Consider the following 24,658-nt stretch of genomic DNA (forward strand, 5'->3'; position numbering starts at 1 on the left):
AGAGAAGCGATGCTCCAGGCCATCGGACTCACCAGCACCCCCCGCCGGGACCTTCCGCCCGCCGTGGACGATCTCACCTTCGAGGCCCGGCCGGGCACCGTCACCGCGCTGCTCGGGCCGGCCGGCGCCGGCAAGACCACCGCCCTGCGGCTCATGCTGCAGCTCGAACCGGGGCGAGGCGTCACCTACTTCCGGGGCCGCCCGCTGCACCGCGTCGCCAACCCCGCCCGGGAGGTCGGCGTCCTGCTCGGTGACGTCCCCGGCCACCCCTCCCGCACCCTGCGCAGTCAACTGCGCATGCTCTGCGCCGCCGCCGGAGTCCCCGGTACCCGCGCCGACGAGATGCTGCGGGTCGTCGGGCTCACCGGCGTCCACGATCAGCGCATCGGCACCCTCTCGCTCGGCATGGACCGCCGACTGGGCCTCGCCTCCGCCCTGTTGGGCGACCCGCACGCCCTGCTCCTCGACGAGCCCGCCGCTGGACTCTCCGTACGCGAGAGCACCTGGCTCTACGAACTGCTGCGCACCCACGCCGACGAGGGCGGCACCGTCCTCTACACCACCAGCGACCCCAAGGACGCCGCGCGCAATGCCGACCGGGTCATCACCCTCGACGGCGGCCGGCTCACCGCCGACCAGGACGCCACCGAGTTCGCCCGGACCAGGCTGCGCCCCCGGGTCGCGGTCCGCACCCCGCACGCCGCCCGGCTGGCCGCCGTCCTCACCCAGGAGTCCCGCGCCTCCCGCCGCCCGGTCGAGGTGGTCACCGAGGGAGGAAACCGCCTCTCCGTCTACGGCAGCGACTGCGCCACCGTCGGCGAGACCGCCTTCCGCAACGGCGTGCTCCTCCACCGACTCGCCGACGAGACCGGTGACACCCGCACGTCCGCCGACGGACAGCGCCCCACGCCCCAGCCCCCCGGCGCCCCCGCCCCGCCGACCACCGCCCCGCCCTCCACGACCACGCCGTCCCCAACCACATCCTCCCCAACCACATCCTCCCCAGCCACGCCGTCCCCGACCACGGCCCCCGTCCCCGAGACCGCCCACACCGCCCCCACCACCACCGCCCCGGCTCCCGCCTCCGCCCCGCCGACCCCGCGCCGGGCGCACCGGGCCCCGTACCGTTCCCCGCTGCGTCCGCTGCGCTACGAGATCCGACGTCTGCTCGGCGTCCCCTCCACGCCGCTCGTCGTCGCCGGGGTGGTGCTGGTGTCCGTCGCCCTGGCCGTGCTGCTCGCGCGCGGCGGGCGCACGCCGCTGCCGGCCGTCCTGGCGGGATGGCCGGGGATCTCCCCGCTGCCGCCCGCGGCGCTGGGGGCGGGACTGCTCGGCGCCTTTTCGTTCGCGGAGGAGTATCGCTATCCGGCGCTCACCACCGGGCGCGGTGCCGTACCGCGCCGGCTGGGACTCCTCCTTGCCAAACTCACGGTCGCGGCCGCCGTCGGAGCGCTCCTCGCGGTGCTCGTGGTGGTGGCCGACCTGGAGGCGCTGCGCCTCGTCTACGGCGGCGAGTTGATTCCCGTACCGCGCAACTGGCCCGCACTTTGCGCGAATTGGTGCGGCCTTGTGATCGGCTGCGCCTGGGCCGGGGTGCTGGGGGCGGGGGTCTTCCGGGCCGCGGCGGCCGGTGTCGCGGCGGTCCTGGCCGTGCCCGTGGTCTTCGCCCCGCCGCTCCAGCGGCTGCTCGCCGGCGTTCCCCGGCGCTCCGTCGCCGGACTCCCGGGCCGGTTGCGCGAGTTCGCCGGTTTCGAGTGGTCGTCGGCCGCCGACCGGTGGCTGATGGGTGCGCTGCGGGTGCTGGGGCAGCCCGTGGGAGTGGCTCTGACCCTGACGTTGACGGTCCTGCTCTGTGCCTATGTGTTCACCGGCCGTCACAGCAGAGCTCGTTGGTGATCGCCTTCCGATCGGGAGTTTCCGCATCGGCGGCAACTCCCTTGAGAGATGTGCGTTATGTCCGATTAATCGTCAATTGTGTAGCGAGTGCCGATCACCCTTTCGTGTGCTTTTCACCAAAGACCTCAAGGGGGGTGAGAGCCACGCCGACAAAGGATGCGTGAGTACCCTTGCGCACACGATGATGACCCCCGCCCGCCCCGTCGAGTCCGGCCTCGGCGCGCCGGGCGACCTCGACCGCTACCCCTACGCGGAGACGCCAGGAGCCGACCGCGTCGGCCCGCCCGCCTGGGAGGCCACGGAGGACCTCGGCCGGGTCGGCCGCAGGGCCGCCGGCAGCCGCGGCCGCGGACTGCACGGACAGCTCGTCCAGCAGCTCGGCCAGATGATCGTCTCCGGCGACCTCGGCGCCGACCGCCCCCTCGTCCCCGAGGAGATCGGCCAGCGCTTCGAGGTCTCCCGCACCGTCGTCCGCGAGTCGCTGCGCGTGCTGGAGGCCAAGGGCCTGGTCAGCGCGCGCCCCAACGTCGGCACCCGGGTCCGCCCCGTCAGCGACTGGAACCTGCTCGATCCGGACATCATCGAATGGCGCGCCTTCGGGCCACAGCGCGACGACCAGCGCCGCGAGCTCAACGAGCTCCGCTGGACCATCGAGCCCCTCGCCGCGCGGCTCGCCGCGGGCCACGGCCGCGAGGACGTCCAGCAGCGGCTCTCCGACATGGTCGAGATCATGGGCCACGCCTACACCCAGGGCGACGGCATCACCTTCTCCCGCGCCGACGCCGAGTTCCACGCCCTGCTCATCCAGCTCGCCGGCAACCGCATGCTGGAGCACCTCTCCGGCATCGTCGGCGCCGCCCTCCAGGTCTCCGGAGCGACCGCCACCGGCTGCGACCGGCCCGGCGAGAACTGCCTCGCCCACCACGCCCGGATCGTCGACGCCCTCGCCGCCGGGGACGCCCTGGGCGCCGAGACGGCCATGCGCCAGCTGCTGACCGTCCACCCCGAGGTGGAGCGCGTCGTGCCGGCACCCCGCGAGCATTGATCCGCCGGCCGTGGGCAGGAGCACCGTGAAGCCCGCATCGCGTGCCGCCGGTCCCGAGCGGAACCCGGGGGCGGAATCCGTCCCCGGGTGCGCCAGGGTCTGGCGGCAGGCGCCGGGGCGCGCGGAAGCGGGGCCGGGACGCCGCGAAACGACGTGATCGTGTCGCGTTCCGTATGTTTGATGGCGGATCGTCGCAAATGAGGTGTGACTCGGGCCACGCGGATTGGGCGTAACACTCCTCGAAGCCGCGCGATGACCTAAGAGGTGACAGCCGAGGAAGGAATACAGCAGCCGCCCATGGCGCTGTGCAGTTCCCCGGTCCAGCCCGCGCCGTCGGCACATTCCCGGCCGACGGTCGTCGGCTCCGGCCCGATCCAGGGCGGGGCCGGAAGCCGTTTCCATCGTTCCGAGAGGTTGTTCGTGTCGGCCAGCACATCCCGTACGCTCCCGCCGGAGATCGCCGAGTCCGAGTCTGTGATGGCGCTCATCGAGCGGGGAAAGGCTGATGGGCAGATCGCCGGCGATGACGTGCGTCGGGCCTTCGAGGCTGACCAGATTCCGCCAACCCAGTGGAAGAATGTTCTGCGCAGCCTCAATCAGATCCTCGAGGAAGAGGGTGTGACGCTGATGGTCAGTGCAGCGGAGTCGCCGAAGCGCGCCCGCAAGAGCGTCGCAGCGAAGAGCCCGGCCAAGCGCACCGCCACCAAGACCGTCACCGCCAGGACGACCGTGACGAAGACCGTCTCGGCCGCCTCCGCGGCCCCGGCGGCCGAGAGCGCGGACCCGGCCGACGAGGCCGGAGCCCCGGCCAAGAAGGCCGCCGCCAAGAAGACCGCCGCCAAGAAGACGGTGGCGAAGAAGGCCACCGCCAAGAAGACGGCGGCCAAGAAGACCACGTCCAAGAAGGACGACGAAGAGCTGCTCGAGGGTGAGGAGCTGCTCGACGACGTCGCGCCCGGCAAGGGCGACGACGAGGAGGCCGAGGGCGAGAGCAAGGGCTTCGTCCTGTCCGACGAGGACGAGGACGACGCGCCGGCCCAGCAGGTCGCCGTCGCCGGTGCCACCGCGGACCCGGTCAAGGACTACCTCAAGCAGATCGGCAAGGTCCCGCTGCTCAACGCCGAGCAGGAGGTCGAGCTCGCCAAGCGCATCGAGGCCGGTCTGTTCGCCGAGGACAAGCTGGCCAACTCCGACAAGCTGGCCCCCAAGCTCAAGCGCGAGCTGGAGATCATCGCCGAGGACGGCCGCCGCGCCAAGAACCACCTCCTAGAGGCCAACCTCCGACTGGTGGTCTCCCTGGCCAAGCGCTACACCGGCCGCGGCATGCTCTTCCTGGACCTGATCCAGGAGGGCAACCTGGGTCTGATCCGCGCCGTCGAGAAGTTCGACTACACCAAGGGCTACAAGTTCTCCACGTACGCCACCTGGTGGATCCGCCAGGCGATCACCCGCGCCATGGCCGACCAGGCCCGCACCATCCGTATCCCGGTGCACATGGTCGAGGTCATCAACAAGCTCGCCCGTGTGCAGCGCCAGATGCTCCAGGACCTGGGCCGCGAGCCCACCCCGGAGGAGCTGGCCAAGGAGCTCGACATGACCCCGGAGAAGGTCATCGAGGTCCAGAAGTACGGCCGTGAGCCGATCTCGCTGCACACCCCGCTGGGCGAGGACGGCGACAGCGAGTTCGGTGACCTCATCGAGGACTCCGAGGCGGTCGTCCCGGCCGACGCGGTCAGCTTCACGCTTCTGCAGGAGCAGCTGCACTCCGTCCTCGACACGCTCTCCGAGCGTGAGGCGGGCGTCGTCTCCATGCGCTTCGGTCTCACCGACGGTCAGCCCAAGACCCTCGACGAGATCGGCAAGGTCTACGGCGTGACGCGTGAGCGCATCCGGCAGATCGAGTCGAAGACGATGTCGAAGCTGCGTCACCCGTCGCGCTCGCAGGTCCTGCGCGACTACCTGGACTGATCCCGCCGAAGGACGCGTACGACGAACGAAGGGCCCGGTTCCCCCGCGAGGGAACCGGGCCCTTCGGCGTTGGCGGGGTGCACGCAGCGTCCGTCTGGACGACGCTGGGTGAACCGACATCACCGGAGAGTCAGGAGGCTTCATGCGTCGTCCCATCGCCCGAGCATTGACCGGTTCCCTGGGCCTCATCGCCGCGGCGGCGGCACCGCTCACCGCCGCGGCTCCCGCGTCCGCCGACAGCGTCGTGGTCGGCGGGCAGCCGACCCGGATCACCGAGGCGCCCTGGGTGGTGGCGCTGTCCAGTCGTGACCGGTTCGGGGGTACGCGCGCCGGTCAGTTCTGCGGAGGGGCCCTCGTGGCCCCCACCAAGGTCCTCACCGCCGCCCACTGCCTGGGCCGCGAGGTCCTGGGCGGGGAGCCGTGGCAGCTCGCCGACTTCAAGGTGATCGCCGGACGCACCTCACTGCGCGGACAGGGCGGCCAGGAGGTGCGGATCTCCGACACGTGGGTCCATCCCGACTACGACCCCTCGACCAACTCGGGCGACCTGGCGGTGCTCACCTTGGAGAAGCCCCTGCCGGCCTCCTCCGTGATCCCCGTGGCCGAGCCCGGCGATCCGGCCACCGCCCCCGGGACACCGGCGCAGGTGTACGGCTGGGGCGACACGACCGGCCATGGCACGTACGCGATGTCGCTGCGCTCGGCGCGGGTCGAGGTGCTGCCCGACGCGGCCTGTGAGCGCGCCTACCCGAGCGGCCCCGGTGCCGCCTACCGCGGCGACACCATGCTGTGCGCGGGCGACCCGAACGGCGGGAAGGACGCCTGTCAGGGCGACAGCGGAGGACCGCTGGTAGCGCAGGGGAAGCTGATCGGCCTGGTGTCCTGGGGGAGCGGCTGCGGGCAGGCGGAGAACCCCGGGGTCTACAGCCGGGTCTCCGAACTGCAGGCGTGGCGTTCCTGAGGGCCGGTCACTCTCGGGCCGGTCATCGTCACCGTATGAGAACGGGCGGCCACCCCCCTCATGTCGCGGGGGGTGACCGCCCGTCGGCCGGTCGTCAGGAGCCGGCCCCTGGCTCGTCGTGGACGCGAGGCGTCAGTGCTCGTCTCCCATGGTGCGGGCCGGCACGTCGGTGAGCCGGTCCGTCTCATCCTGTATCTCTGCGGCGATCTTCTTGAGTTCCGGCTCGAACTTGCGCCCGTGGTGGGCGCAGAAGAGCAAGTCACCACCGCTGGTCAGGACGACACGCAGGTACGCCTGGGCGCCGCAGCGGTCGCAGCGGTCAGCGGCCGTCAGGGGGCTCGCGGGGGTCAGAACAGTAGTCACGTCGCCTCTTCTCTAGCTCGACGAGCTGTCGTACCAGGGTCAACATCCAACCAGGCCGAAAACGTTCCCGCTCGTGGCTTTTCCTCGAAACTTTTTCCCAAGGTGGCTGTCTGCTGCCGGTTGGCGGCGAATGAGCCGTATTGCTTCGCTCTACGGGTTTCGCATTGCTGTGTGTGGTTGAGTCCCTCCGGCGGGTTGCCGGTTGTTCATCAGGACGTGCCCGAACCCTAAATGGTTCATGCCTGGAAGGGAACGTGATGTTCACGTCACCCCATCGAGGGATCGAACACTCATACGACACTGGACTAGCATGAGGAATCAGGAGGGTGGCGTGACAACGCCTCTACCAGGCATCGGTACCCTCTGACCGGTGACCGACGCCGGGCCTTACCCCACCGGGCCAGATTTCAAATTCAGCGAGGAGCGAACCGCGTGACCGCCGAGACGTCCGTGCCGTCCAGTGCGCTGCTGACCGCAGACCGTGACGGTTCCAACTACACCGCGCGGCACCTGCTCGTCCTCGAAGGGCTCGAAGCCGTCCGCAAGCGCCCCGGCATGTACATCGGGTCCACCGACAGCCGTGGCCTGATGCACTGCCTGTGGGAGATCATCGACAACTCGGTCGACGAGGCCCTCGGTGGCTACTGCGACCACATCGACGTCGTCCTCCATGACGACGGCTCGGTCGAGGTCCGCGACAACGGCCGCGGCATCCCCGTGGACGTCGAGCCGAAGACCGGGCTCTCGGGCGTCGAGGTCGTCATGACCAAGCTCCACGCCGGCGGAAAGTTCGGCGGCGGCTCGTACGCGGCCTCCGGCGGTCTGCACGGCGTCGGCGCCTCCGTCGTGAACGCGCTCTCCGCCCGGCTCGACGTCGAGGTCGACCGCAACGGCTCCACCCACAGCATCAGCTTCCGCCGCGGCGTCCCCGGCATCTTCACCGAGCAGGGCCCCGACAGCCCCTTCGACCCGGCCGGCGGCCTCCGCAAGACCAAGCGCGTCCCCAAGACCCGCACCGGCACGCGCGTGCGGTACTGGGCGGACCGCCAGATCTTCCTCAAGGACGCCAAGCTCTCCCTGGAGACGCTGCACCAGCGCGCCCGCCAGACCGCCTTCCTCGTCCCCGGCCTCACCATCGTCGTCCGCGACGAGCGCGACCTGGACGGAGTGGGCAAGAGCGAGGAGACCTTCCGCTTCGACGGCGGCATCAGCGAGTTCTGCGAGTTCCTCGCCCAGGACAAGGCCGTCTGCGACGTGCTGCGCCTCACCGGACAGGGCACCTTCAAGGAGACCGTCCCGGTCCTCGACGACCGCGGCCACATGACCCCCACCGAGGTCACCCGCGAGCTCGGCGTCGACGTCGCCCTGCGCTGGGGCACCGGCTACGACACCACCGTCCGCTCCTTCGTCAACATCATCGCCACGCCCAAGGGCGGCACCCACGTCTCCGGCTTCGAGCAGGCGATCACCAAGACGGTCAACGAGGTGCTGCGCGCCACCAAGATGCTGCGCGTGGCCGAGGACGACATCGTCAAGGACGACGCCCTCGAAGGCCTCACGGCCGTCGTGACCGTCCGCCTCGCCGAGCCGCAGTTCGAGGGCCAGACCAAGGAGGTGCTGGGCACCTCGGCGGCCCGCCGGATCGTCGCCAACGTGGTGGCCAAGGAGCTCAAGGCCTTCCTGACCTCCACCAAGCGCGACGCCAAGGCCCAGGCCCGTGCCGTCCTGGAGAAGGCCGTCGCCGCCGCCCGCACCCGGATCGCGGCCCGCCAGCACAAGGAGGCGCAGCGCAGGAAGACCGCTCTGGAGTCCTCCTCGCTGCCCGCCAAGCTCGCCGACTGCCGCAGCGACGACGTCGAGCGCAGCGAGCTCTTCATCGTCGAGGGAGACTCCGCGCTCGGCACCGCCAAGCTCGCCCGCAACAGCGAGTTCCAGGCCCTCCTGCCGATCCGCGGCAAGATCCTCAACGTCCAGAAGTCCTCCGTGTCGGACATGCTCAAGAACGCCGAGTGCGGAGCGATCATCCAGGTCATAGGAGCGGGCTCGGGCCGCACCTTCGACATCGACGCCGCCCGGTACGGGAAGGTCATCATGATGACCGACGCCGACGTCGACGGCTCCCACATCCGTACGCTGCTGCTGACCCTCTTCCAGCGCTACATGCGCCCCATGGTCGAGCAGGGCCGCGTCTTCGCCGCCGTGCCGCCGCTGCACCGCATCGAGCTGGTCCAGCCCAAGAAGGGCCAGGACAAGTACGTCTACACGTACTCGGACAACGAGCTGCGGCAGACCCTGCTCGAGTTCCAGCGCAAGGGCGTCCGCTACAAGGACTCCATCCAGCGCTACAAGGGCCTCGGCGAGATGGACGCGGACCAGCTGGCGGAGACCACCATGGACCCGCGCCACCGCACCCTGCGCCGGATCAACATCGGCGACCTGGAGGCGGCCGAGCAGGTCTTCGACCTGCTCATGGGCAACGACGTGGCGCCCCGCAAGGAGTTCATCACCAGCTCCGCGGCGACCCTCGACCGCTCCCGCATCGACGCCTGACGGGACCTGACGGCCTCCCGCGCCGCGCCCGGCGCGCCCGGCGTCACACCGTGGCGCCGCTCCGAGGCACCGCACACCGCCCTGACCGGCCCCCGATATGCCTATCGGACGGGCCGGTCAGGCGCATCGGGGATTACGTCACCTGATGGGGTGAAGAGGGACGGGAGAAGAGTCCGGGATCTTCCCGCTCTGTCCATCCTTGGGCACGCGGCCGAAACGGTTCGCTGACAAGGAGAGTTCACCGGTGGAGAAGCAGGAAGGGCGCGACCCCGCGGCGGTGGGGATCGACGACCCCTGGTACGACGAGCTGGCCGCCGGCTGGGGCGAGCACAACGGCGACGAGCACAACGGCGACGAGCACGACGGCGAAGGGCCCGTCGGCCACGAGCAGGGCGGCGGCGAACCCGACGGCGCCGTGTCCGGCCGGGACGGCACGGCGGCCCCGCACCTCTCCGGGACCGTGCCCCGGCAGCACGCCGCCGACATCTACCTGGAAGTCCAGCGCAGCCCCGCCTTCCAGGACGTGCGCAGCCGCTACCGCCGCTTCGTCTTCCCGGCCGCCCTCGCCTTCCTCCTCTGGTACCTGGCGTACGTCGTCGCGGCGACCGCCGCCCCCGGCCTCATGGCCCGCCCCGTCGCCGGGGCGGTCAACGTCGCCATGCTCGCCGGACTCGGCCAGTTCGCCACCACCTTCCTGCTCACCTGGGCCTACGCACGCCACGCGCGCCGGCACCGGGACCGGGCCGCGCTCGAACTGCGCTGGGACACCCAGGAGATGACCCGGGGGGTGCGGCGGTGACCGGAGACCACCAGACCCTCGCGCTGCTGCTGTTCAGCGCCTTCATCGCGGTCACCCTGGGGATCACCACCTGGGTCAGCCGCAACCGGCACGGCTCGGCCGAGGAGTTCTACGCCGGAGGCCGCCTGTTCTCCCCGATGGAGAACGGCTTCGCCATCGCGGGCGACTACATGTCCGCCGCCTCCTTCCTGGGCATCTCGGGCCTCATCGCCCTCTTCGGCTACGACGGCATGCTGTACTCCGTCGGATTCCTGGTCGCGTGGCTGGTCGTGCTCCTGCTCGTCGCGGAACTCGTCCGCAACTGCGGCCGTTTCACCCTCGCCGACGTCATCGCCTCCCGGATGGCCGAGCGCCCGGTCCGGATCGCCGCCGGAGCCTCCTCCGTCACCGTGTCCGTGCTCTACCTGGTCGCCCAGATGGTCGGCGCCGGCAGCCTCGTCGCCCTGCTGCTCGGCGGCACCAGCGAAGCCGCCCGCTCCTGGACGGTGATCGGCGTCGGCGCGCTGATGGTCGTCTACGTGTCGCTCGGCGGCATGCGGGCCACCACCTGGATCCAGATCGTCAAGGCCGTGCTCCTCATGGCCGGCACCATCACCCTCACCGTCCTCGTGCTGGTCCGCTTCCACGGGGACTTCGGCCAGCTGCTCACCACCGCGGCCGAACACAGCGGCCACGGCCGGGACTTCCTCGCCCCCGGCCTGCGCTACGGCGGCGACTGGACCGCCCGCGCCGACTTCGTCAGCCTCGGCATCGCCCTCGTCCTCGGCACGGCCGGACTCCCGCACATCCTGTCCCGCTTCTACACCGTGCCCACCGCCCGGGCGGCCCGGCGGTCCGTCGTCTGGGCCATCGGCCTCATCGGCGGCTTCTACCTGATGACGATCGTGCTCGGCTTCGGCGCGGCCGCCCTGGTCGGCCCCGACGCCGTCCGCGCCTCCAACAGCGCCGGCAACACCGCCGTACCGCTGCTCGCCCTCGACCTCGGCGGCGGAGCGGGCTCCACGGGCGGCACGGTCCTCTTCGCCGTCGTCGCCGCCGTCGCCTTCGCCACCATCCTGGCCGTCGTCGCCGGCATCACCCTCGCCTCCTCCACCTCCGTCGCCCACGACCTGTACGCCTCGCTGCGCCGCCGTCACGGCAAGCAGTACAGCGAGGTGACCGTCGCCCGGCTCGCCGCCGCCGGGATCGGCGTGGCGGCCATCGGCCTCGGCCTGCTCGCCCGCGACCTCAACGTGGCCTTCCTCGTCGGCCTCGCCTTCGCGGTCGCCGCCTCCGCGAACCTGCCCGTGCTGCTCTACTCGCTGTTCTGGCGCAGGTTCACCACCCGCGGAGCGGTCTGGTCGGTCTACGGTGGCCTCGTCCCCGCCGTTCTGCTCGTGGTGGTCTCGCCGGTCGTCTCCGGCAGCCCCGACGCCCTCTTCCCCGGCGTCGACTTCCAGCTCTTCCCGCTGCAGAACCCGGGTCTGCTGTCCATCCCGCTCGGTTTCCTCGCGGGCTGGCTCGGCACCGTCACCTCGCCCGAGCCGCCGGACGAGGCCCGGCACGCCGAGACCGAGGTACGGGCGCTGACGGGGGCGGGCGCGGTGTGACGAGGGGGAACGGCAGGGGGGCGAGGGCGAGTGGCGAGGGCGGAGCCTCGCCGAAGGGGCCTGGAGACGTGTGTCCGGCCCTGGACTCCTGCTCCCGGCCCCCGGCCCCCGGCCCTCGCCTCCCCGGCCCCCGGCCCTCGCCTCCCCGGCCCTCGCCCCCCGGGCCCGGTCCTTTCGGCCCGGCCCCGGAGACCTCACGCCCGGTCAGCCGGCGGCCGAGTTCACCCAGGCGTACCGGTGCTCGGGGCGGCCCGTCTCGCCGTACCTGAGCGAGAGCCGCACCCGGCCGGCTCGCTCCAGGAGCTTCAGATAGCGCTGGGCGGTCTGCCGGCTCACCCCCGCCCGCTCGGCGATCTCCTGTGCCGACAGCGGCCCGTCCGCCCCGAGCAGCACCTGTCGCACCAGCTCCGCCGTCGTCGGCGAGTGCCCCTTCGGCAGGTCCGGCTCCGCCGAGCCGGCCGACAGCGCCCCGAAGATCCGGTCCACCTCGGCCTGTTCCGCCTCGCCGCCGCCGTCGAGGGTGCGCCGCAGCGCCGCGTACGCCTCCAGTTTGGCGCGCAGCCCGGCGAAGCCGAAGGGCTTGACCAGGTACTGCAAGGCTCCGTGCCGCATCGCGGCCTGCACGGTCGCGACATCACGGGCCGCGGTCACCATGATCACGTCGCACTGCCGGCCGAGGGCGCGCAGCTCCCGTACGACCGCGAGCCCGTTGCCGTCCGGCAGATAGTGGTCGAGCAGCACGAGGTCCACCGGCGGCTCCGCCTCCGCGAGCCGGGCCAGGGCCTCGGCCGCCGAGTGGGCGACCCCGACCACACGGAAGTCCGGCACCTTGGCCACGTACGCGGCGTTGACCCGCGCGACCCGTACGTCGTCGTCGACCACCAGGACGCCGATCATCGGGCCTCCTGCGCGGACACGGGGGCGAGCTCGTCGTCCGCCGCGCTCAGCGCCTCCGGCAGGACCACGGTGAACTCGGCGCCGCCGTCCGCCCCCGTCCCCACCCGGGCGCTGCCGCCCCGGCGCTCCGCGAGCCGGCGCACCAGGGGGAGCCCCAGACCGCGCTTGCCGTGCGCCGGCGGCTCCTTGGTGGTCCAGCCCTCGGTGAAGATCAGCTCGCGGTGCTCCTCCGGCACGCCCGCACCGCTGTCCGTGACGCGCAGCACGACCGTGCGGCCCTCGGCCCGCAGATCCACCTCCACGCGCGCGTGGAGGGTGCCGGAGGCGGCGTCCAAGGCGTTGTCGACGAGGTTGCCGACCACCGTGACCAGCTCCCGCGGGTCGACGAGCCGGTCGGGGAGCAGCGACCCGGGCGCGACGCGCAGCGAGACGCCCCGCTCGGCGGCGACGGTGGCCTTGCCGACCAGGAGCGCGGCGACCAGCGGGTCGTGGACTTTCTCGGTGACCTGCTCGGCGGTGGCGCGGTGGACGCCGACCACCTCGGTGACGAAGGCGGCGGCGTCCTCGTACATCTCCAGTTCCAGCAGGCCGAGGAGCGTGTGCAGCCGGTTGGCGTGCTCGTGGTCCTGGGCGCGCAGGGCGTCGATGAGGCCGCGGGTGGAGTCCAGCTCCCGGCCGAGCCGCTCCAGTTCGGTGCGGTCGCGCAGGGTGGCGACGGCGCCTCCGTCGTCCGTCGGCATCCGGTTGGCGATGAGCACCCGGCTGCCCCGTACGGTCACCAGGTCCTCGCCGGTCGCGCGGCCGGCGAGGACGTCGGCGGTACGACCCGAGCCCAGGACCTCGTCGAGCGGCCGGCCGGTGGCCTCGGGGCCGAGCCCGAGCAGCCGCTGGGCCTCGTCGTTCATCAGCCGGATCCTGCCGGTGCGGTCGAGGGCCACCACGCCCTCGCGGATGCCGTGCAGCATCGCCTCGCGCTCGGCGAGCAGCGCCGAGATGTCGGAGAAGGCCAGGTCGTGCGTCTGCCGCTGCAGCCGCCGTGAGATCAGGTACGCGGCGAGCGCGCCCGCCGCGAGGGCGCCGCCGGCGTAGCGGAGGAGACCCGGGATCGCGGCGACGAGCCGGTCGCGGACGCTGTCGTACTCGATGCCCACCGAGACCGCGCCGACGATCTCCCCGCGCCTGTCGCGCAGCGGGGCCTTGCCCCGGGCGGAGCGGCCCAGGGTGCCGCTGTCGATCTCCATCACCTCGCGGCCCGCGAGCACGTCGCTCGGGTCGGTGGAGACGCGCCCGCCGATGCGGGCCGGGTCGGTGTGGGACCAGCGCACCCCGTGCGTGTCCATGACCACCACGTACTCGGCGCCCGTCGCACGCCGGATCCGCTCCGCCTCCGCCTGCACCGGTCCCGTGGCCGACGGACGGGTGGACAGCAGATCGCCGGCCACCCGCGTGGAGGCGGTGGTCTGGGCGATGGCGAGGGCGCGGCGCATGGCCTGGTCGTCGAGCTGGGCGCTGAGCGGGGCGAGGAACAGGCCCGTGGCGAGCACCGTCACACCGGTCGCGATGGCCAGCTGCATCAGCAGGACCTGCGAGAACACCCGCTGCGGCCACCCGAACCTGCGCCGGCGGACGGGCGGCCGCGCGGGGGAGGAGGGTGCGGGGCTCATGGCGGAAACGGTACGGGGAGGAGGGCGCCGACCGGAAATGTCGCCGGCCCGACCACCGGGGCCGACCACCGGGGCGGTCTGCCTATCCTGGGGCTTCGCCGGCGCGGTCACCGCCCGTGGCGGCGACACCATCACACAGCGACACAGCGACACAGCGACGAACCGACGTGTCGACGTACGTACCACCGACGGCCCCGGAGGCATCACCCTTGACCACCCAGCAGATCCCCGTCGTCGTCCTGGCCGGGTTTCTCGGGGCGGGGAAGACGACCCTGCTCAACCATCTGCTGCGCAGCGCGCGCGGGACGCGGATCGGGGTCATGGTCAACGACTTCGGCGACATCGGCATCGACGCCATGACCGTCGCCGGCCAGGTCGGCTCCACCGTCTCCCTCGGCAACGGCTGCCTGTGCTGCGCCGTGGACGCGAGCGAACTCGACGAGTACCTGGAGGTGCTGACCCGCCCCGAGCTCCGCCTCGACGTGATCGTGATCGAAGCCAGTGGTCTCGCCGAGCCGCAGGAGCTCGTCCGCATGGTGCTGGCCAGTGACAACGAGCGGACCGTGTACGGCGGGCTGATCGAGGTGGTCGACGCGGCCGAGTTCGCGTCCACCCGTTCCCGCCACCCGGAGACCGACCGCCACCTCGCCGCCGCCGACCTCGTCGTCGTGAACAAGATCGACCGGGTGGCGCCCGAGGAGCTCCGTACCGTACGGGAGACGGTCACGGCCCTCGCCGGGCGGGCGGCCGTGGTCGAGGCCGTCCAGGGTCGCGTCGACCCGGAACTGCTCTTCGACCGGGTCGTCCCCGAGGGCGAGATCACCGGCCAGATGTCGATCGAGGACATCCTGTACGGCCCCGAGGACGAGGACCACGCCCACCCGCACGCGGCCTACGAGACCGTCTCGCTGGCGACCTCCACCCCGCTCCACCCGCGCCGCCTGATGGCATTCCTCGACTCACGCCCCGAGGGCCTCTACCGCATCAAGGGCTTCGTCGACTTCGGCCCCGCCGACCCGGCCAACCGCTACGGCGTCCACGCCGTCGGCCGCTTCCTGCGCTTCTACCCCGAGCCCTGGCCCGCCGACGAGGAACGCCTCACCCAGCTCGTCCTCATCGGCTCCGGCACCGACACGGCCACCCTCCGCAAGGAGCTCGCCGCCTGCGAACAAAGCGGCCCGCAGGACGCCCCCGACGAAACCAGCATGTGGGGAGTGCTCCGGTACGTACCCGGCACGGAGGACGAGCCCGACACCGACGCCCCCTGAGCGCCCGCGAAACCGTCCGCTCAACCGGCGGCGTCCGCGTACTCCACGAGATCGTCGGCGATGTTCTTGCCCATCTCCGCTGCGACCCGCCCCAGGAGAGCGGCCTTCCGGGCGGCGAAGAATGCGGGGAAGTCGTCCGTCGCCATGTGCTCCGGAGCGGCCAGATGGGACCGGATGTGGCTCTGCACCTGCTCGGCCGTGGTCTCCGCGCTCTTCGCGAGCTTCACCAGGTAGTCGGACGGTGCGTTGCCGCCGATGATCCGGTTGGTGCGGGCGGTCAGCGGGGTCTTGTTGACGATCGAGTTGTACAGGTCCGGATCCTTGCCCTCCGCATGACACCACGCCTTGGGGAAGATGTGGTGGATGTCGATCGACTCGTCGAAGTAGCCGGTGATCTCGGCCTTCTCCCCGGTGCGCCAGTCCATGGCCCCGGCCTTGAGGAGCAGTGCGTAGATGCCCTTGTACGCGGCGCTGTTCCGGGTCCGCAGGGTCAGCAGCCGGCCGGGTGCGAACTGGGCCGTCTCCACGGTGCGCGGCTCGCCGGAGGTGCCCCGTATCCAGCCGACGACGTCCGGCAGATCATGGCTGAACCGGGTCTCCGTCGAGCCTCCGTAGAGCTCGCCGAAGACCCCGCACCAGTACCAGCGGGCGAGCTTGGCTTGCGCTCCCGCGCTCTGCGCGTCCTGTCCCGCCTGCGCCAGGATCGCGGCGAGCGGGATGAGCTGGGTGCCGTACGGCAGGAACCTGGTGTCGAAGACGTACTGCTGGCGCAGGAACTTGGCCGCGCCCTTGAAGCCCTGGACGACGAGCGGCGCGAACCGCTCGTACTCGTCGAGGGAGAGCTCCAGCATGTCCTTGCGCTTGCAGCCGATGCGCGGCAGGCGCTCCTCCGGTACGCCGCCCGTGACGGCCTCCTCGTGGCGGGCGGCGGTCGCGAGCAGCGTCACCGACTGGAGGAAGTCGGTGTTCGACACGTCCTTCAGGATCCGGTACTCCGGTGCCTCCCAGGCGGCCTTCACCTCTTCCTTCCAGTGCCGCCTGAGATCGAACTCGTCCGCCGCGAACGTGGCCGTGAGCAACTCGAAGACGGTGAGGGAGACGCCGCCCGTGTTGACGTTCTCGAAGACCTGGCAGACGGCCTGGCGGGCGGTGTTCTTGCCGAGGGAGATCACGGGCATCTGATAGCGGTCGAAGCGCCGGACGAACTCCTCGTCGAAGTCCCTCCAGAAGCGCAGCTTCTCCTTGTCGAAGTCCCAGAAATCCTGGTAGCCCGACTCCCAGTCGCGGGGATTCATGACGTACCGCAGCGGGAAGAGGTGCGCCTCGTACTCCTTCTCCGGAGTCGAGTAGTCCTCCAGCACCTCGCCGCGGAAGTTCCGGACCATCCTGTCCTTCGGCAGGAAGCGGATGGCGTCCTCACGGTCGGTCTGTCCGTCCAGGACCGCGCGCATGTCGGCGTAGAACCAGCCGGACACACGCTGCTTGCGCACGTCCTGGGTCTCCACCGGCCGTCCCAGCCGGATCGACTGGAAGAGCGAGGTGAGCCGCTGCTGGCCGTCGAGGACCAGCGTCTCCGGCTCCGTACCCGGGGGAGGGGTGGCGCCCTCGATGGGCCGGTGCTTGAAGCGGACGTCGCCGCCGGACTGAAGCGTCATGACCGTGCCGACCGGGAAACCCTGGGAGACCGAGGCGAGCAGCGCGGTGATGTTCGGATGCGGCCACACCCAGCCCCGCTGGAACTCGGGCAGCTGCGCCCTGCCGTCCTCGACCTGCCGCAGCAGATCCCGCAGCGGGCGCTTGTCGATGCTGAATGCTTCGTCCGTCAACGCGGCCTTCCTCTGCTCGGCACGGATCCGCCGGGCGGGCCCGGCTGATCTTCGGGCCGAGGCTATCGGGCCTCCCCGCCGCGCGTCCGGCGTTTGCGCAGGTCGACACCGTGCGACATCGGCGCGACCCCCGCCGGCCGCGGCCGTTCGGCCGGGCTCGGCGGGGGGCATGGGGGGCGCCGCGGGGTCAGGAAGCGGGCGGCCCCGCCACCACGTCGACCGGCTTCGCCAGTGGCGTGCCCGAGCCGTCGCGGCGCGGGTCGGGCTCGGGGAGGTCGACCGGGGTGCCGTTCTTCTGGGCGGCGCGGGCCGGGGTCGGGCCCGCCCAGGCGAGGAGCAGGACGTCCTCGCCCTTCAGGAAGCGCTGGCAGCGGACGCCGCCGGTCGCGCGGCCCTTGCGCGGGTACTGGTCGAAGGGCGTGAGCTTGGCGGAGGTCGGCGCCGCGCCGGTGAGGGTGCCGGAGGAGCCGGCCACCGTGAACACGACCGCGTCCGCCGCCGGGTCCACCGCGGTGAAGGAGATCACCTCGGCGCCCGCCGACAGCTTGATGCCGGCCATGCCGCCGGCGGGACGGCCCTGCGGCCGCACCTGGGAGGCCGGATACCGCAGCAGCTGGGCGTCGGAGGTGATGAAGACCAGGTCCTCCTCGCCCGTGCGCAGCTCGGTCGCGCCGACGATCCGGTCGCCCTCCTTGAGGGTGATGACCTCCAGCTCTTCCTTGTTCGCCGGATAGTCCGGCACCACGCGCTTCACCACGCCCTGCAGCGTGCCGAGCGCCAGGCCGGGCGAGGCCTCCTCCAGCGTGGTCAGGCAGACCACCGTCTCGTCCGCCTCCAGGGAGACGAACTCCGCCAGCGGCGCGCCGCCCGCCAGCGTCGGCGCGTTCGCCGTGTCGGGCAGCTGCGGCAGGTCGATGACCGCGATCCGCAGCAGCCGGGCCGCCGAGGTCACCACGCCGACGTCACCACGCTGGGTCGCCGGGACCGCGGAGACGATCACGTCGTGCTTGGCACGCTTGCCGTCCTGCACGGCCGGAAGCTGCTCGGTGACCGTACGGGCCAGCAGACCGGTCGACGACAGCAGCACCCGGCACGGGTCGTCCGCGACCTCCAGGGAGACCGCCGTCACCGGCGCGCCCGCCGACTCCAGGAGCACCGTGCGCCGTTCGGTGGCGAACTTCTTCGCGACCGCCGCCAGCTCCGCCGAGACCAGCTTGCGCAGCTCCGCGTCGGACTCCAGGATCTTCGTCAGCTCGTCGATCTCGCCGTTGAGGCGGTCGCGCTCGCTCTCCAGCTCGATCCGGTCGAACTTGGTGAGCCGGCGCAGCGGGGTGTCCAGGATGTACTGCGTCTGGATCTCGCTCAGCGAGAAGCGCTCCATCAGGCGCTCCTTGGCCTCCGCCGAGTTCTCGCTCTCCCGGATCAGCCGGATGACCTCGTCGATGTCGAGGAGCGCGACGAGCAGGCCCTCCACCAGGTGGAGCCGGTCGCGCTTCTTGGTCCGCCGGAACTCGGAGCGCCGACGGACGACGTCGAAGCGGTGGTCGAGATAGACCTCCAGGAGCTCCTTGAGGCCGAGCGTGAGCGGCTGGCCGTCGACCAGCGCCACGTTGTTGATGCCGAAGGACTCCTCCATCGGCGTCAGCTTGTAGAGCTGCTCGAGGACCGCCTCCGGCACGAAGCCGTTCTTCACCTCGATGACCAGGCGCAGGCCGTGGTTGCGGTCGGTGAGGTCCTTGACGTCGGCGATGCCCTGGAGCTTCTTGGAGCCCACCAGGTCCTTGATCTTGGCGATGACCTTCTCGGGGCCGACCGTGAAGGGCAGTTCGGTCACGACGATGCCCTTGCGGCGCGCCGTCACGTTCTCCACGGTGGCCGTCGCGCGGATCTTGAAGGTGCCGCGGCCCGTCTCGTACGCGTCCTTGATGCCGGACAGGCCGACGATCCGGCCGCCCGTGGGCAGGTCGGGACCCGGCACGAAGCGCATCAGCGCCTCCAGGTCCGCGTTCGGGTGCCGGATCAGGTGGCGGGCGGCCGCGACGACCTCGCCCAGGTTGTGCGGGGGCATGTTGGTCGCCATGCCGACCGCGATGCCCGAGGCGCCGTTGACGAGCAGGTTCGGATACGCGGCGGGGAGCGCGACCGGCTCCCGCTCCTGGCCGTCGTAGTTCGGCGCGAAGTCGACGGTGTCCTCGTCGATGGACTCCGTCATCAGCAGCGCGGCCGGCGCCATCCGCGACTCCGTGTACCGCATGGCGGCCGGCGGGTCGTCGTTGCCGAGGGAGCCGAAGTTGCCGTGGCCGTCGACGAGCGGCAGCCGCATGGAGAAGGGCTGTGCCATGCGGACCATCGCGTCGTAGATCGACGCGTCGCCGTGCGGGTGCAGCTTGCCCATCACCTCGCCGACGACCCGGGCGCACTTCACGAAGCCGCGGTCGGGCCGCAGCCCCATCTCGTTCATCTGGTAGACGATGCGCCGCTGCACCGGCTTCATGCCGTCGCGGGCGTCGGGCAGCGCGCGGGAGTAGATCACCGAGTACGCGTACTCGAGGAAGGAGCCCTGCATCTCGTCAACGACGTCGATGTCGAGGATTCGCTCCTCGAACGCGTCGTCCGGCGGCGGTGTCTTCGTGCTGCGGCGGGCCATCGCGGCTGCGGCTCCTTCACCAACATGGTTGATCTGACGCGGACCATTGTGGACCGTGCCACCGACAACGCCGACCGCGACCCGGAAGAGGGACATCCGAGACGGGCGGGAACTTCGCCAGGTGTCGGCGCGCTTGCATACAGTGGCAGGACTTTTCCACATCGCGATCGAAGGGACGTACATGCCCATGGGTCACACGGCCACGGCCGAAGCCGGCTCCGGCGGCCTGACAGCGACCGAGCACCGGCTGTCCAACGGCCTGCGCGTGGTGCTCTCCGAGGACCACCTGACCCCGGTCGCCGCGGTCTGCCTCTGGTACGACGTCGGCTCGCGCCACGAGGTGAAGGGCCGCACCGGCCTCGCCCACCTCTTCGAGCACCTGATGTTCCAGGGGTCGAAGCAGGTCCACGGCAACGGCCACTTCGAGCTGGTCCAGGGCGCCGGGGGCTCGCTCAACGGCACGACGAGCTTCGAGCGCACCAACTACTTCGAGACCATGCCCGCGCACCAGCTGGAGCTGGCGCTCTGGCTGGAGGCCGACCGCATGGGCTCGCTGCTCGCGGCCCTGGACGACGAGTCCATGGAGAACCAGCGGGACGTCGTCAAGAACGAGCGCCGCCAGCGCTACGACAACGTGCCGTACGGCACCGCCTTCGAGCGGCTGACCGCCCTCGCGTACCCCGAGGGCCACCCGTACCACCACACGCCGATCGGCTCGATGGCCGACCTGGACGCCGCCACCCTGGAAGACGCCCGGAACTTCTTCCGTACCTACTACGCGCCGAACAACGCGGTGCTGTCGGTCGTCGGCGACATCGATCCGCAGCAGACCCTCGCCTGGGTCGAGAAGTACTTCGGCTCCATCCCGGCCCACGACGGCAAGCCCGAGCCGCGCGACGGCTCGCTGCCCGACGTCATCGGCGGGCAGCTGCGCGAGGTCGTCGAGGAGGAGGTCCCGGCCCGCGCGCTGATGGCCGCCTACCGGCTCCCGCACGACGGCACCCGCGCGTGCGACGCGGCCGACCTCGCCCTGACCATCCTCGGCGGCGGTGAGTCCTCCCGCCTCCACAACCGCCTGGTCCGCCGCGACCGCACGGCCGTCGCCGCCGGCTTCGGCCTGCTGCGCCTGGCCGGAGCGCCCTCGCTGGGCTGGCTGGACGTCAAGACCTCCGGTGGCGTCGAGGTGCCGCGGATCGAGGCCGCCGTCGACGAGGAGCTCGCCCGCTTCGCCGCCGACGGACCGACGCCCGAGGAGATGGAGCGCGCCCAGGCCCAGCTGGAGCGCGAGTGGCTGGACCGGCTCGGCACGGTCGCGGGCCGCGCCGACGAACTGTGCCGGTACGCGGTGCTGTTCGGCGACCCGCAGCTCGCCCTGACCGCCGTGAACCGGGTCCTCGACGTCACCGCCGACGAGGTGCGCGAGGTCGCCGCGGCCCGGCTGCGCCCGGACAACCGAGCCGTCCTGGTCTACGAGCCGGTGACCGGCGAACAGAGCGACAGCGACGAGGAAGAGGGAGCGGACCAGTGACCGACGCTGCCGCGTCTTTGACGAGCATGACCTTCCACCCGCAGCCCCGGCCGGGCGAGGCCAAGCCCTGGGCGTTCCCCGCCCCGGAGCGCGGCGCGCTCGACAACGGCCTGACCGTGCTGCGCTGCCACCGCCCCGGACAGCAGGTGGTGGCCGTCGAGATCGTCCTCGACGCCCCGCTCGACGCCGAGCCCGAGGGCCTCGACGGCGTCGCCACCATCATGGCGCGGGCCCTGTCCGAGGGCACCGACCAGCACAGCGCCGAGGAGTTCGCCGCCGAGCTCGAGCGCTGCGGCGCCACCCTCGACGCGCACGCGGACCACCCCGGTGTACGGGTCTCCCTGGAGGTCCCGGTCTCCCGGCTGCCCAAGGCGCTCGGCCTGCTCTCCGAGGCCCTGATCGCCCCGGCCTTCGCCGAGAGCGAGATCGAGCGCCTGGTGCGCAACCGGCTCGACGAGATCCCCCACGAGACGGCCAACCCCGCCCGCCGCGCCGCCAAGCAGCTCTCCAAGGAGCTGTTCCCGGCCTCGTCCCGGATGTCCCGGCCGCGCCAGGGCACCGAGGAGACCGTCGGCGCGATCGACGCCGCCGCCGTCCGCGCCTTCTTCGACGCGCACGTGCGGCCGACCGCGGCCACCGCCGTGGTCGTCGGCGACCTCACCGGCGTCGACCTGGACAAGGTCCTCGACGACACCCTCGGCGCCTGGACGGGCGCGCCGGCCGCGCCCCGCCCCATGCCGCCGATCACGGCCGACGACACCGGCCGGGTCGTCATCGTGGACCGCCCCGGCGCCGTCCAGACGCAGCTGCTCATCGGCCGCGTCGGCGCCGACCGCCACGACCGCGTCTGGCCGGCCCAGGTGCTCGGCACGTACTGCCTCGGCGGCACCCTCACCTCCCGGCTGGACCGCGTGCTGCGCGAGGAGAAGGGATACACGTACGGCGTGCGGGCCTTCGGCCAGGTGCTGCGCTCCGACGGCAAGGGCAACGGCGCCTCCATGCTCGCCATCAGCGGCTCCGTCGACACCCCCAACACCGGTCCGGCCCTTGACGACCTGTGGAAGGTGCTGCGCACCCTCGCCGCCGAGGGACTGACCGACGCCGAGCGGGACGTCGCCGTGCAGAACCTGGTGGGGGTCGCCCCGCTCAAGTACGAGACGGCCGCCTCCGTGGCGGGCACCCTCGCCGACCAGGTCGAGCAGCACCTCCCGGACGACTACCAGGCGCAGTTGTACGCGCGACTGGCCGAGACGGGCACGGTGGAGGCGACCGCGGCCGTGGTCAACGCCTTCCCGGTGGACCGGCTCGTGACCGTGCTCGTCGGTGACGCGTCGAAGATCGCGGAGCCGGTGCGGGCGCTCGGCATCGGCGAAGTGAGCGTCGTCACCGGCTGATTGAGCCGCCGTCACGCACGGCGGAGGACCCCGGCGACCTGCTTCGCCGGGGTCCTCTCGTATGTCCGTATTGTCGTTGATCATGTCTGAATGCCCTGTGGCATGTCTTACAAATGACCGCGTCTGTTTGCCGATCGGATGAAGATCCGCCTAGCGTCGACCCGGCTGTCCGGCCGTCGCACCACGCCGCATCCGCGGCAACGGACAGTCATCGCCGAGTCCCCGCAAGGCGCGAGCCTGGGGAGCCGGGGACCCGCACGCAGTCCCTGGGGTGAATCGGACGCCTTCGCTCCGCGCGGAGGGGCCCGTAGGAGACCTTCCTGCTCCGAACCCGTCAGCTAACCCGGTAGGCGAGAGGGAAGGAAAGGATCAGCCACTACATGGCGTTCACCCGTGCCACCGGGAAGCATCGTGGTCCGAGCCGACTGGCGCGCCGCGGCGCCGGCATCGCCGGCGTGGCGACGCTCGCCACCACCGGCGTCATCGGCACCCTCGCCTCCCCGGCGTTCGCCGCCGACACGGAGGAACCCTCTCCCGAGGACACCGGTCTCACCCAGGTGATCACCGAGGAGTCCCTCGCCGAGCGGGTCGACGCCCAGGCCGCCGCCCAGGAGGAGGAGGCCTACGAGGCCGCCGCCCGGGCCAAGGCCGCCGCCGAGGCGAAGCGCAAGGCCGAGGCCCGCGCCAAGGAGGCCCGCGCGGCCAAGGAGCGCGCCGCCCGCGAGGCCGAGCGCAAGCGCCTGAACTCCTTCCAGCTCCCCGTCGCCGGCACGTACGTGTCCACCGGCTACAAGACCGGCGGCTCGCTCTGGTCCTCCGGCAGCCACTCCGGCATCGACTTCCACGCCTCCTACGGCAGCAAGGTCGTCTCCGTCGGCTCCGGCACCGTCGTCGAGGCCGGCTGGGGCGGCGCGTACGGCAACAACATCGTCATCCGGATGCACGACGGCACGTACACCCAGTACGGCCACCTCTCGGCGATCAACGTGTACGTCGGCCAGAAGGTCACCCCCGGCGAGCAGATCGGTGTCTCCGGCAACTCCGGCAACTCCACCGGCCCGCACCTCCACTTCGAGGCGCGCACCAGCGCCGAGTACGGCTCGGACATCAACCCGATCTCCTACCTCCGCGCCCGCGGCGTCAACGTCTGACCGACGGACCCGCCGATACGACCGGCGCGAACGGGTGCGCCCGACGCGGCCGACGCGACAGAAAAGGCCCCGGCTCCTGCGAGCCGGGGCCTTTTTCGTTCCCGAATTGCCGGGCGGCATCGGAAATTCCGGCGTCCTGCAATAGAGTCGCCGGAACAAGAGCCGCTCGATGGGGTTTCGCGCGGATCAACGGGAGGTCGGACATGCGCATTCCCGCGCACTCGGTATGCACGGCGATCCGGGACGACATCGTCGCCGGAGTGTTCGAGCGGGGCGCCCGGCTCACGGAGGAACAGCTCGCCCGCCGCTACGGGGTCTCCCGGGTCCCGGTCCGCGAGGCGCTGCGCACCCTGGAGTCCGAGGGCTTCGTGGTCACGCGCCGCCATGCCGGCGCCCATGTCGCCGAGCCCACCGAGCGGGAGGCGGCCGACCTGCTGGAGATGCGGTCCCTGCTCGAACCGCTGGGCGCCGCCCGGGCCGCGCAGCGGCGCACCGACGCCCACCTGAAGGTGCTGCGCGGCCTGGTCCGACTGGGGCAGGAGCGCGCCAGGGGCGGCCGGGGCGAGGACCTGGCCTCGCTGGGCGGCTGGTTCCACGAGACCCTGGCGCAGGCCTCCGGCAGCCCGCCGCTCACGGCGCTGCTCACCCAGCTGCGACACAAGATCGCCTGGATGTACGCGGTCGAGCCGGCCGTCCGGCCCGTGGAGTCCTGGGCCGAGCACGGGGCGATCGTCGACGCCGTGGCACGCGGGGACGCCGAACGGGCCCGGGCGCTGACCGCCCTGCACGTGGAGCACGCCCTGCCGCAGCACCGGCTGAAACGGCCCGAGCGGTCACGCGTGAGGGTTTCGCAACATGTCGTCAACATCGCGGGCCGGCGGAATTAACACGGAGGCCGTATACAAAGAGGGAAGGAATTCCCGGGTCTATTTCGTGCTGCCCGCAGCTGTTCTTTCTCTGTCGTCACCGCTGCTTTGTCGTTTCCGTGGAATTGTCGGCGACGTGATGCGCGGGGGACCGTGTTCTCCTGGTCCGGAAACGAAGGGCCGCGTCCGCCGGAATTCCGGCGGACGCCGCCCCGCCTTGAACAGCGAGGGGGCGGTAGCGGGTGA

At 71.6% G+C, this 24,658-nt stretch carries 17 protein-coding genes and 1 riboswitch; of the genes, 12 read left to right on the forward strand and 5 right to left on the reverse strand.

The annotated features are described in order from the left end of the window. The first annotated feature begins 9 nt into the window (after positions 1-9). The 4 genes from ABTZ91_RS26105 to ABTZ91_RS26120 all read left to right on the forward strand — a co-directional run bounded on the left by ABTZ91_RS26105 (position 10) and on the right by ABTZ91_RS26120 (position 5,870). On the forward strand, positions 10-1,896 hold the full coding sequence (locus ABTZ91_RS26105; protein ID WP_352079676.1) for an ABC transporter ATP-binding protein: 1,887 nt from the start codon (positions 10-12) through the stop codon (positions 1,894-1,896). A gap of 160 nt (positions 1,897-2,056) precedes the next feature. Then, positions 2,057-2,941, forward strand: a complete 885-nt coding sequence (locus ABTZ91_RS26110) for an FCD domain-containing protein (RefSeq protein ID WP_352079677.1) — start codon at positions 2,057-2,059, stop codon at positions 2,939-2,941. A 420-nt stretch (positions 2,942-3,361) separates the two neighbouring features. Further along, positions 3,362-4,909, forward strand: a complete 1,548-nt coding sequence (locus ABTZ91_RS26115; RefSeq protein ID WP_352079692.1) for an RNA polymerase sigma factor — start codon at positions 3,362-3,364, stop codon at positions 4,907-4,909. 142 nt (positions 4,910-5,051) lie between these two features. After that, the gene (locus tag ABTZ91_RS26120) at positions 5,052-5,870 is read left to right on the forward strand and encodes a serine protease (protein WP_352079678.1); all 819 of its coding nucleotides are present in this window, start codon (positions 5,052-5,054) and stop codon (positions 5,868-5,870) included. Positions 5,871-6,002: 132 nt separating this feature from the next. Here the strand turns inward: ABTZ91_RS26120 and ABTZ91_RS26125 are convergent, their stop codons facing one another. Beyond that, positions 6,003-6,233 (reverse strand): hypothetical protein, encoded by a 231-nt coding sequence (locus tag ABTZ91_RS26125; RefSeq protein WP_046910811.1) that lies wholly within the window; start codon positions 6,231-6,233, stop codon positions 6,003-6,005. 432 nt (positions 6,234-6,665) lie between these two features. Between ABTZ91_RS26125 and ABTZ91_RS26130 the strand changes: the two genes are divergently transcribed. The 3 genes from ABTZ91_RS26130 (at position 6,666) to ABTZ91_RS26140 (ending at position 11,171) form a co-directional block, all read left to right on the forward strand. After that, complete coding sequence (locus ABTZ91_RS26130; RefSeq protein WP_352079679.1) at positions 6,666-8,783, forward strand: DNA topoisomerase IV subunit B; 2,118 nt, start codon at positions 6,666-6,668, stop codon at positions 8,781-8,783. A gap of 244 nt (positions 8,784-9,027) precedes the next feature. After that, positions 9,028-9,582 carry a DUF485 domain-containing protein gene (locus ABTZ91_RS26135; protein ID WP_352079680.1) on the forward strand — a complete coding sequence of 185 codons (555 nt, stop codon included), beginning with the start codon at positions 9,028-9,030 and terminating at the stop codon, positions 9,580-9,582. Continuing rightward, entirely contained in the window at positions 9,579-11,171 is a 1,593-nt protein-coding gene (locus ABTZ91_RS26140) for a cation acetate symporter (protein WP_352079681.1), read from the forward strand. The genes ABTZ91_RS26135 and ABTZ91_RS26140 overlap by 4 nt, the downstream gene beginning before the upstream one ends. A 204-nt stretch (positions 11,172-11,375) precedes the next feature. On the opposite strand, the gene ABTZ91_RS26145 is transcribed toward ABTZ91_RS26140, so the two are convergent. Beyond that, positions 11,376-12,068 (reverse strand): response regulator, encoded by a 693-nt coding sequence (locus ABTZ91_RS26145; RefSeq protein WP_352079682.1) that lies wholly within the window; start codon positions 12,066-12,068, stop codon positions 11,376-11,378. Further along, entirely contained in the window at positions 12,065-13,732 is a 1,668-nt protein-coding gene (locus tag ABTZ91_RS26150; protein ID WP_352079683.1) for a sensor histidine kinase, read from the reverse strand. Before ABTZ91_RS26150 ends, ABTZ91_RS26145 begins: the two co-directional genes overlap by 4 nt. Before the next feature lie 209 nt (positions 13,733-13,941). On the opposite strand from ABTZ91_RS26150, the gene ABTZ91_RS26155 reads away from it, so the two are divergent. After that, complete coding sequence (locus tag ABTZ91_RS26155) at positions 13,942-15,000, forward strand: GTP-binding protein (RefSeq protein WP_352079684.1); 1,059 nt, start codon at positions 13,942-13,944, stop codon at positions 14,998-15,000. Positions 15,001-15,020: 20 nt separating this feature from the next. On the opposite strand, the gene ABTZ91_RS26160 is transcribed toward ABTZ91_RS26155, so the two are convergent. Continuing rightward, positions 15,021-16,826, reverse strand: coding sequence for a DUF262 domain-containing protein (locus tag ABTZ91_RS26160; RefSeq protein WP_352079685.1), 1,806 nt, complete (start codon positions 16,824-16,826; stop codon positions 15,021-15,023). A gap of 187 nt (positions 16,827-17,013) precedes the next feature. Next, positions 17,014-19,473 (reverse strand): DNA topoisomerase IV subunit A, encoded by a 2,460-nt coding sequence (locus ABTZ91_RS26165; RefSeq protein ID WP_352079686.1) that lies wholly within the window; start codon positions 19,471-19,473, stop codon positions 17,014-17,016. A gap of 181 nt (positions 19,474-19,654) precedes the next feature. Between ABTZ91_RS26165 and ABTZ91_RS26170 the strand changes: the two genes are divergently transcribed. From ABTZ91_RS26170 to ABTZ91_RS26185, 4 genes are all read left to right on the forward strand, one after another. Continuing rightward, complete coding sequence (locus tag ABTZ91_RS26170) at positions 19,655-21,001, forward strand: pitrilysin family protein (protein WP_352079687.1); 1,347 nt, start codon at positions 19,655-19,657, stop codon at positions 20,999-21,001. A 26-nt stretch (positions 21,002-21,027) separates the two neighbouring features. Further along, complete coding sequence (locus ABTZ91_RS26175) at positions 21,028-22,395, forward strand: pitrilysin family protein (protein WP_352079693.1); 1,368 nt, start codon at positions 21,028-21,030, stop codon at positions 22,393-22,395. 202 nt (positions 22,396-22,597) lie between these two features. Further along, positions 22,598-22,763: riboswitch (cyclic di-AMP (ydaO/yuaA leader) on the forward strand. A 12-nt stretch (positions 22,764-22,775) separates the two neighbouring features. Then, a complete protein-coding gene (locus ABTZ91_RS26180) occupies positions 22,776-23,546 on the forward strand; it encodes a M23 family metallopeptidase (protein WP_352079688.1) in 771 nt (256 codons plus the stop codon). Positions 23,547-23,749: 203 nt separating this feature from the next. Continuing rightward, positions 23,750-24,433: a GntR family transcriptional regulator gene (locus ABTZ91_RS26185; RefSeq protein ID WP_352079689.1), complete on the forward strand. Its 684-nt coding sequence runs from the start codon at positions 23,750-23,752 to the stop codon at positions 24,431-24,433. The last annotated feature ends 225 nt before the right edge of the window (positions 24,434-24,658 follow it).

It is taken from the genome of Streptomyces sp. NPDC126499 (assembly GCF_040302485.1).
Taxonomy (GTDB): domain Bacteria; phylum Actinomycetota; class Actinomycetes; order Streptomycetales; family Streptomycetaceae; genus Streptomyces.

Excerpts from the sequence above, each read along its gene's own strand:
- ABTZ91_RS26180 (WP_352079688.1), top strand. The coding sequence starts at position 22,776 with ATGGCGTTCACCCGTGCCACCGGGAAGCATCGTGGTCCGAGCCGACTG.
- ABTZ91_RS26185 (WP_352079689.1), top strand. The coding sequence starts at position 23,750 with ATGCGCATTCCCGCGCACTCGGTATGCACGGCGATCCGGGACGACATC.
- ABTZ91_RS26175 (WP_352079693.1), top strand. The coding sequence starts at position 21,028 with ATGACCTTCCACCCGCAGCCCCGGCCGGGCGAGGCCAAGCCCTGGGCG.
- ABTZ91_RS26170 (WP_352079687.1), top strand. The coding sequence starts at position 19,655 with ATGCCCATGGGTCACACGGCCACGGCCGAAGCCGGCTCCGGCGGCCTG.
- ABTZ91_RS26105 (WP_352079676.1), top strand. The coding sequence starts at position 10 with ATGCTCCAGGCCATCGGACTCACCAGCACCCCCCGCCGGGACCTTCCG.
- ABTZ91_RS26150 (WP_352079683.1), bottom strand. The coding sequence starts at position 13,732 with ATGAGCCCCGCACCCTCCTCCCCCGCGCGGCCGCCCGTCCGCCGGCGC.
- ABTZ91_RS26165 (WP_352079686.1), bottom strand. The coding sequence starts at position 19,473 with ATGGCCCGCCGCAGCACGAAGACACCGCCGCCGGACGACGCGTTCGAG.
- ABTZ91_RS26120 (WP_352079678.1), top strand. The coding sequence starts at position 5,052 with ATGCGTCGTCCCATCGCCCGAGCATTGACCGGTTCCCTGGGCCTCATC.
- ABTZ91_RS26145 (WP_352079682.1), bottom strand. The coding sequence starts at position 12,068 with ATGATCGGCGTCCTGGTGGTCGACGACGACGTACGGGTCGCGCGGGTC.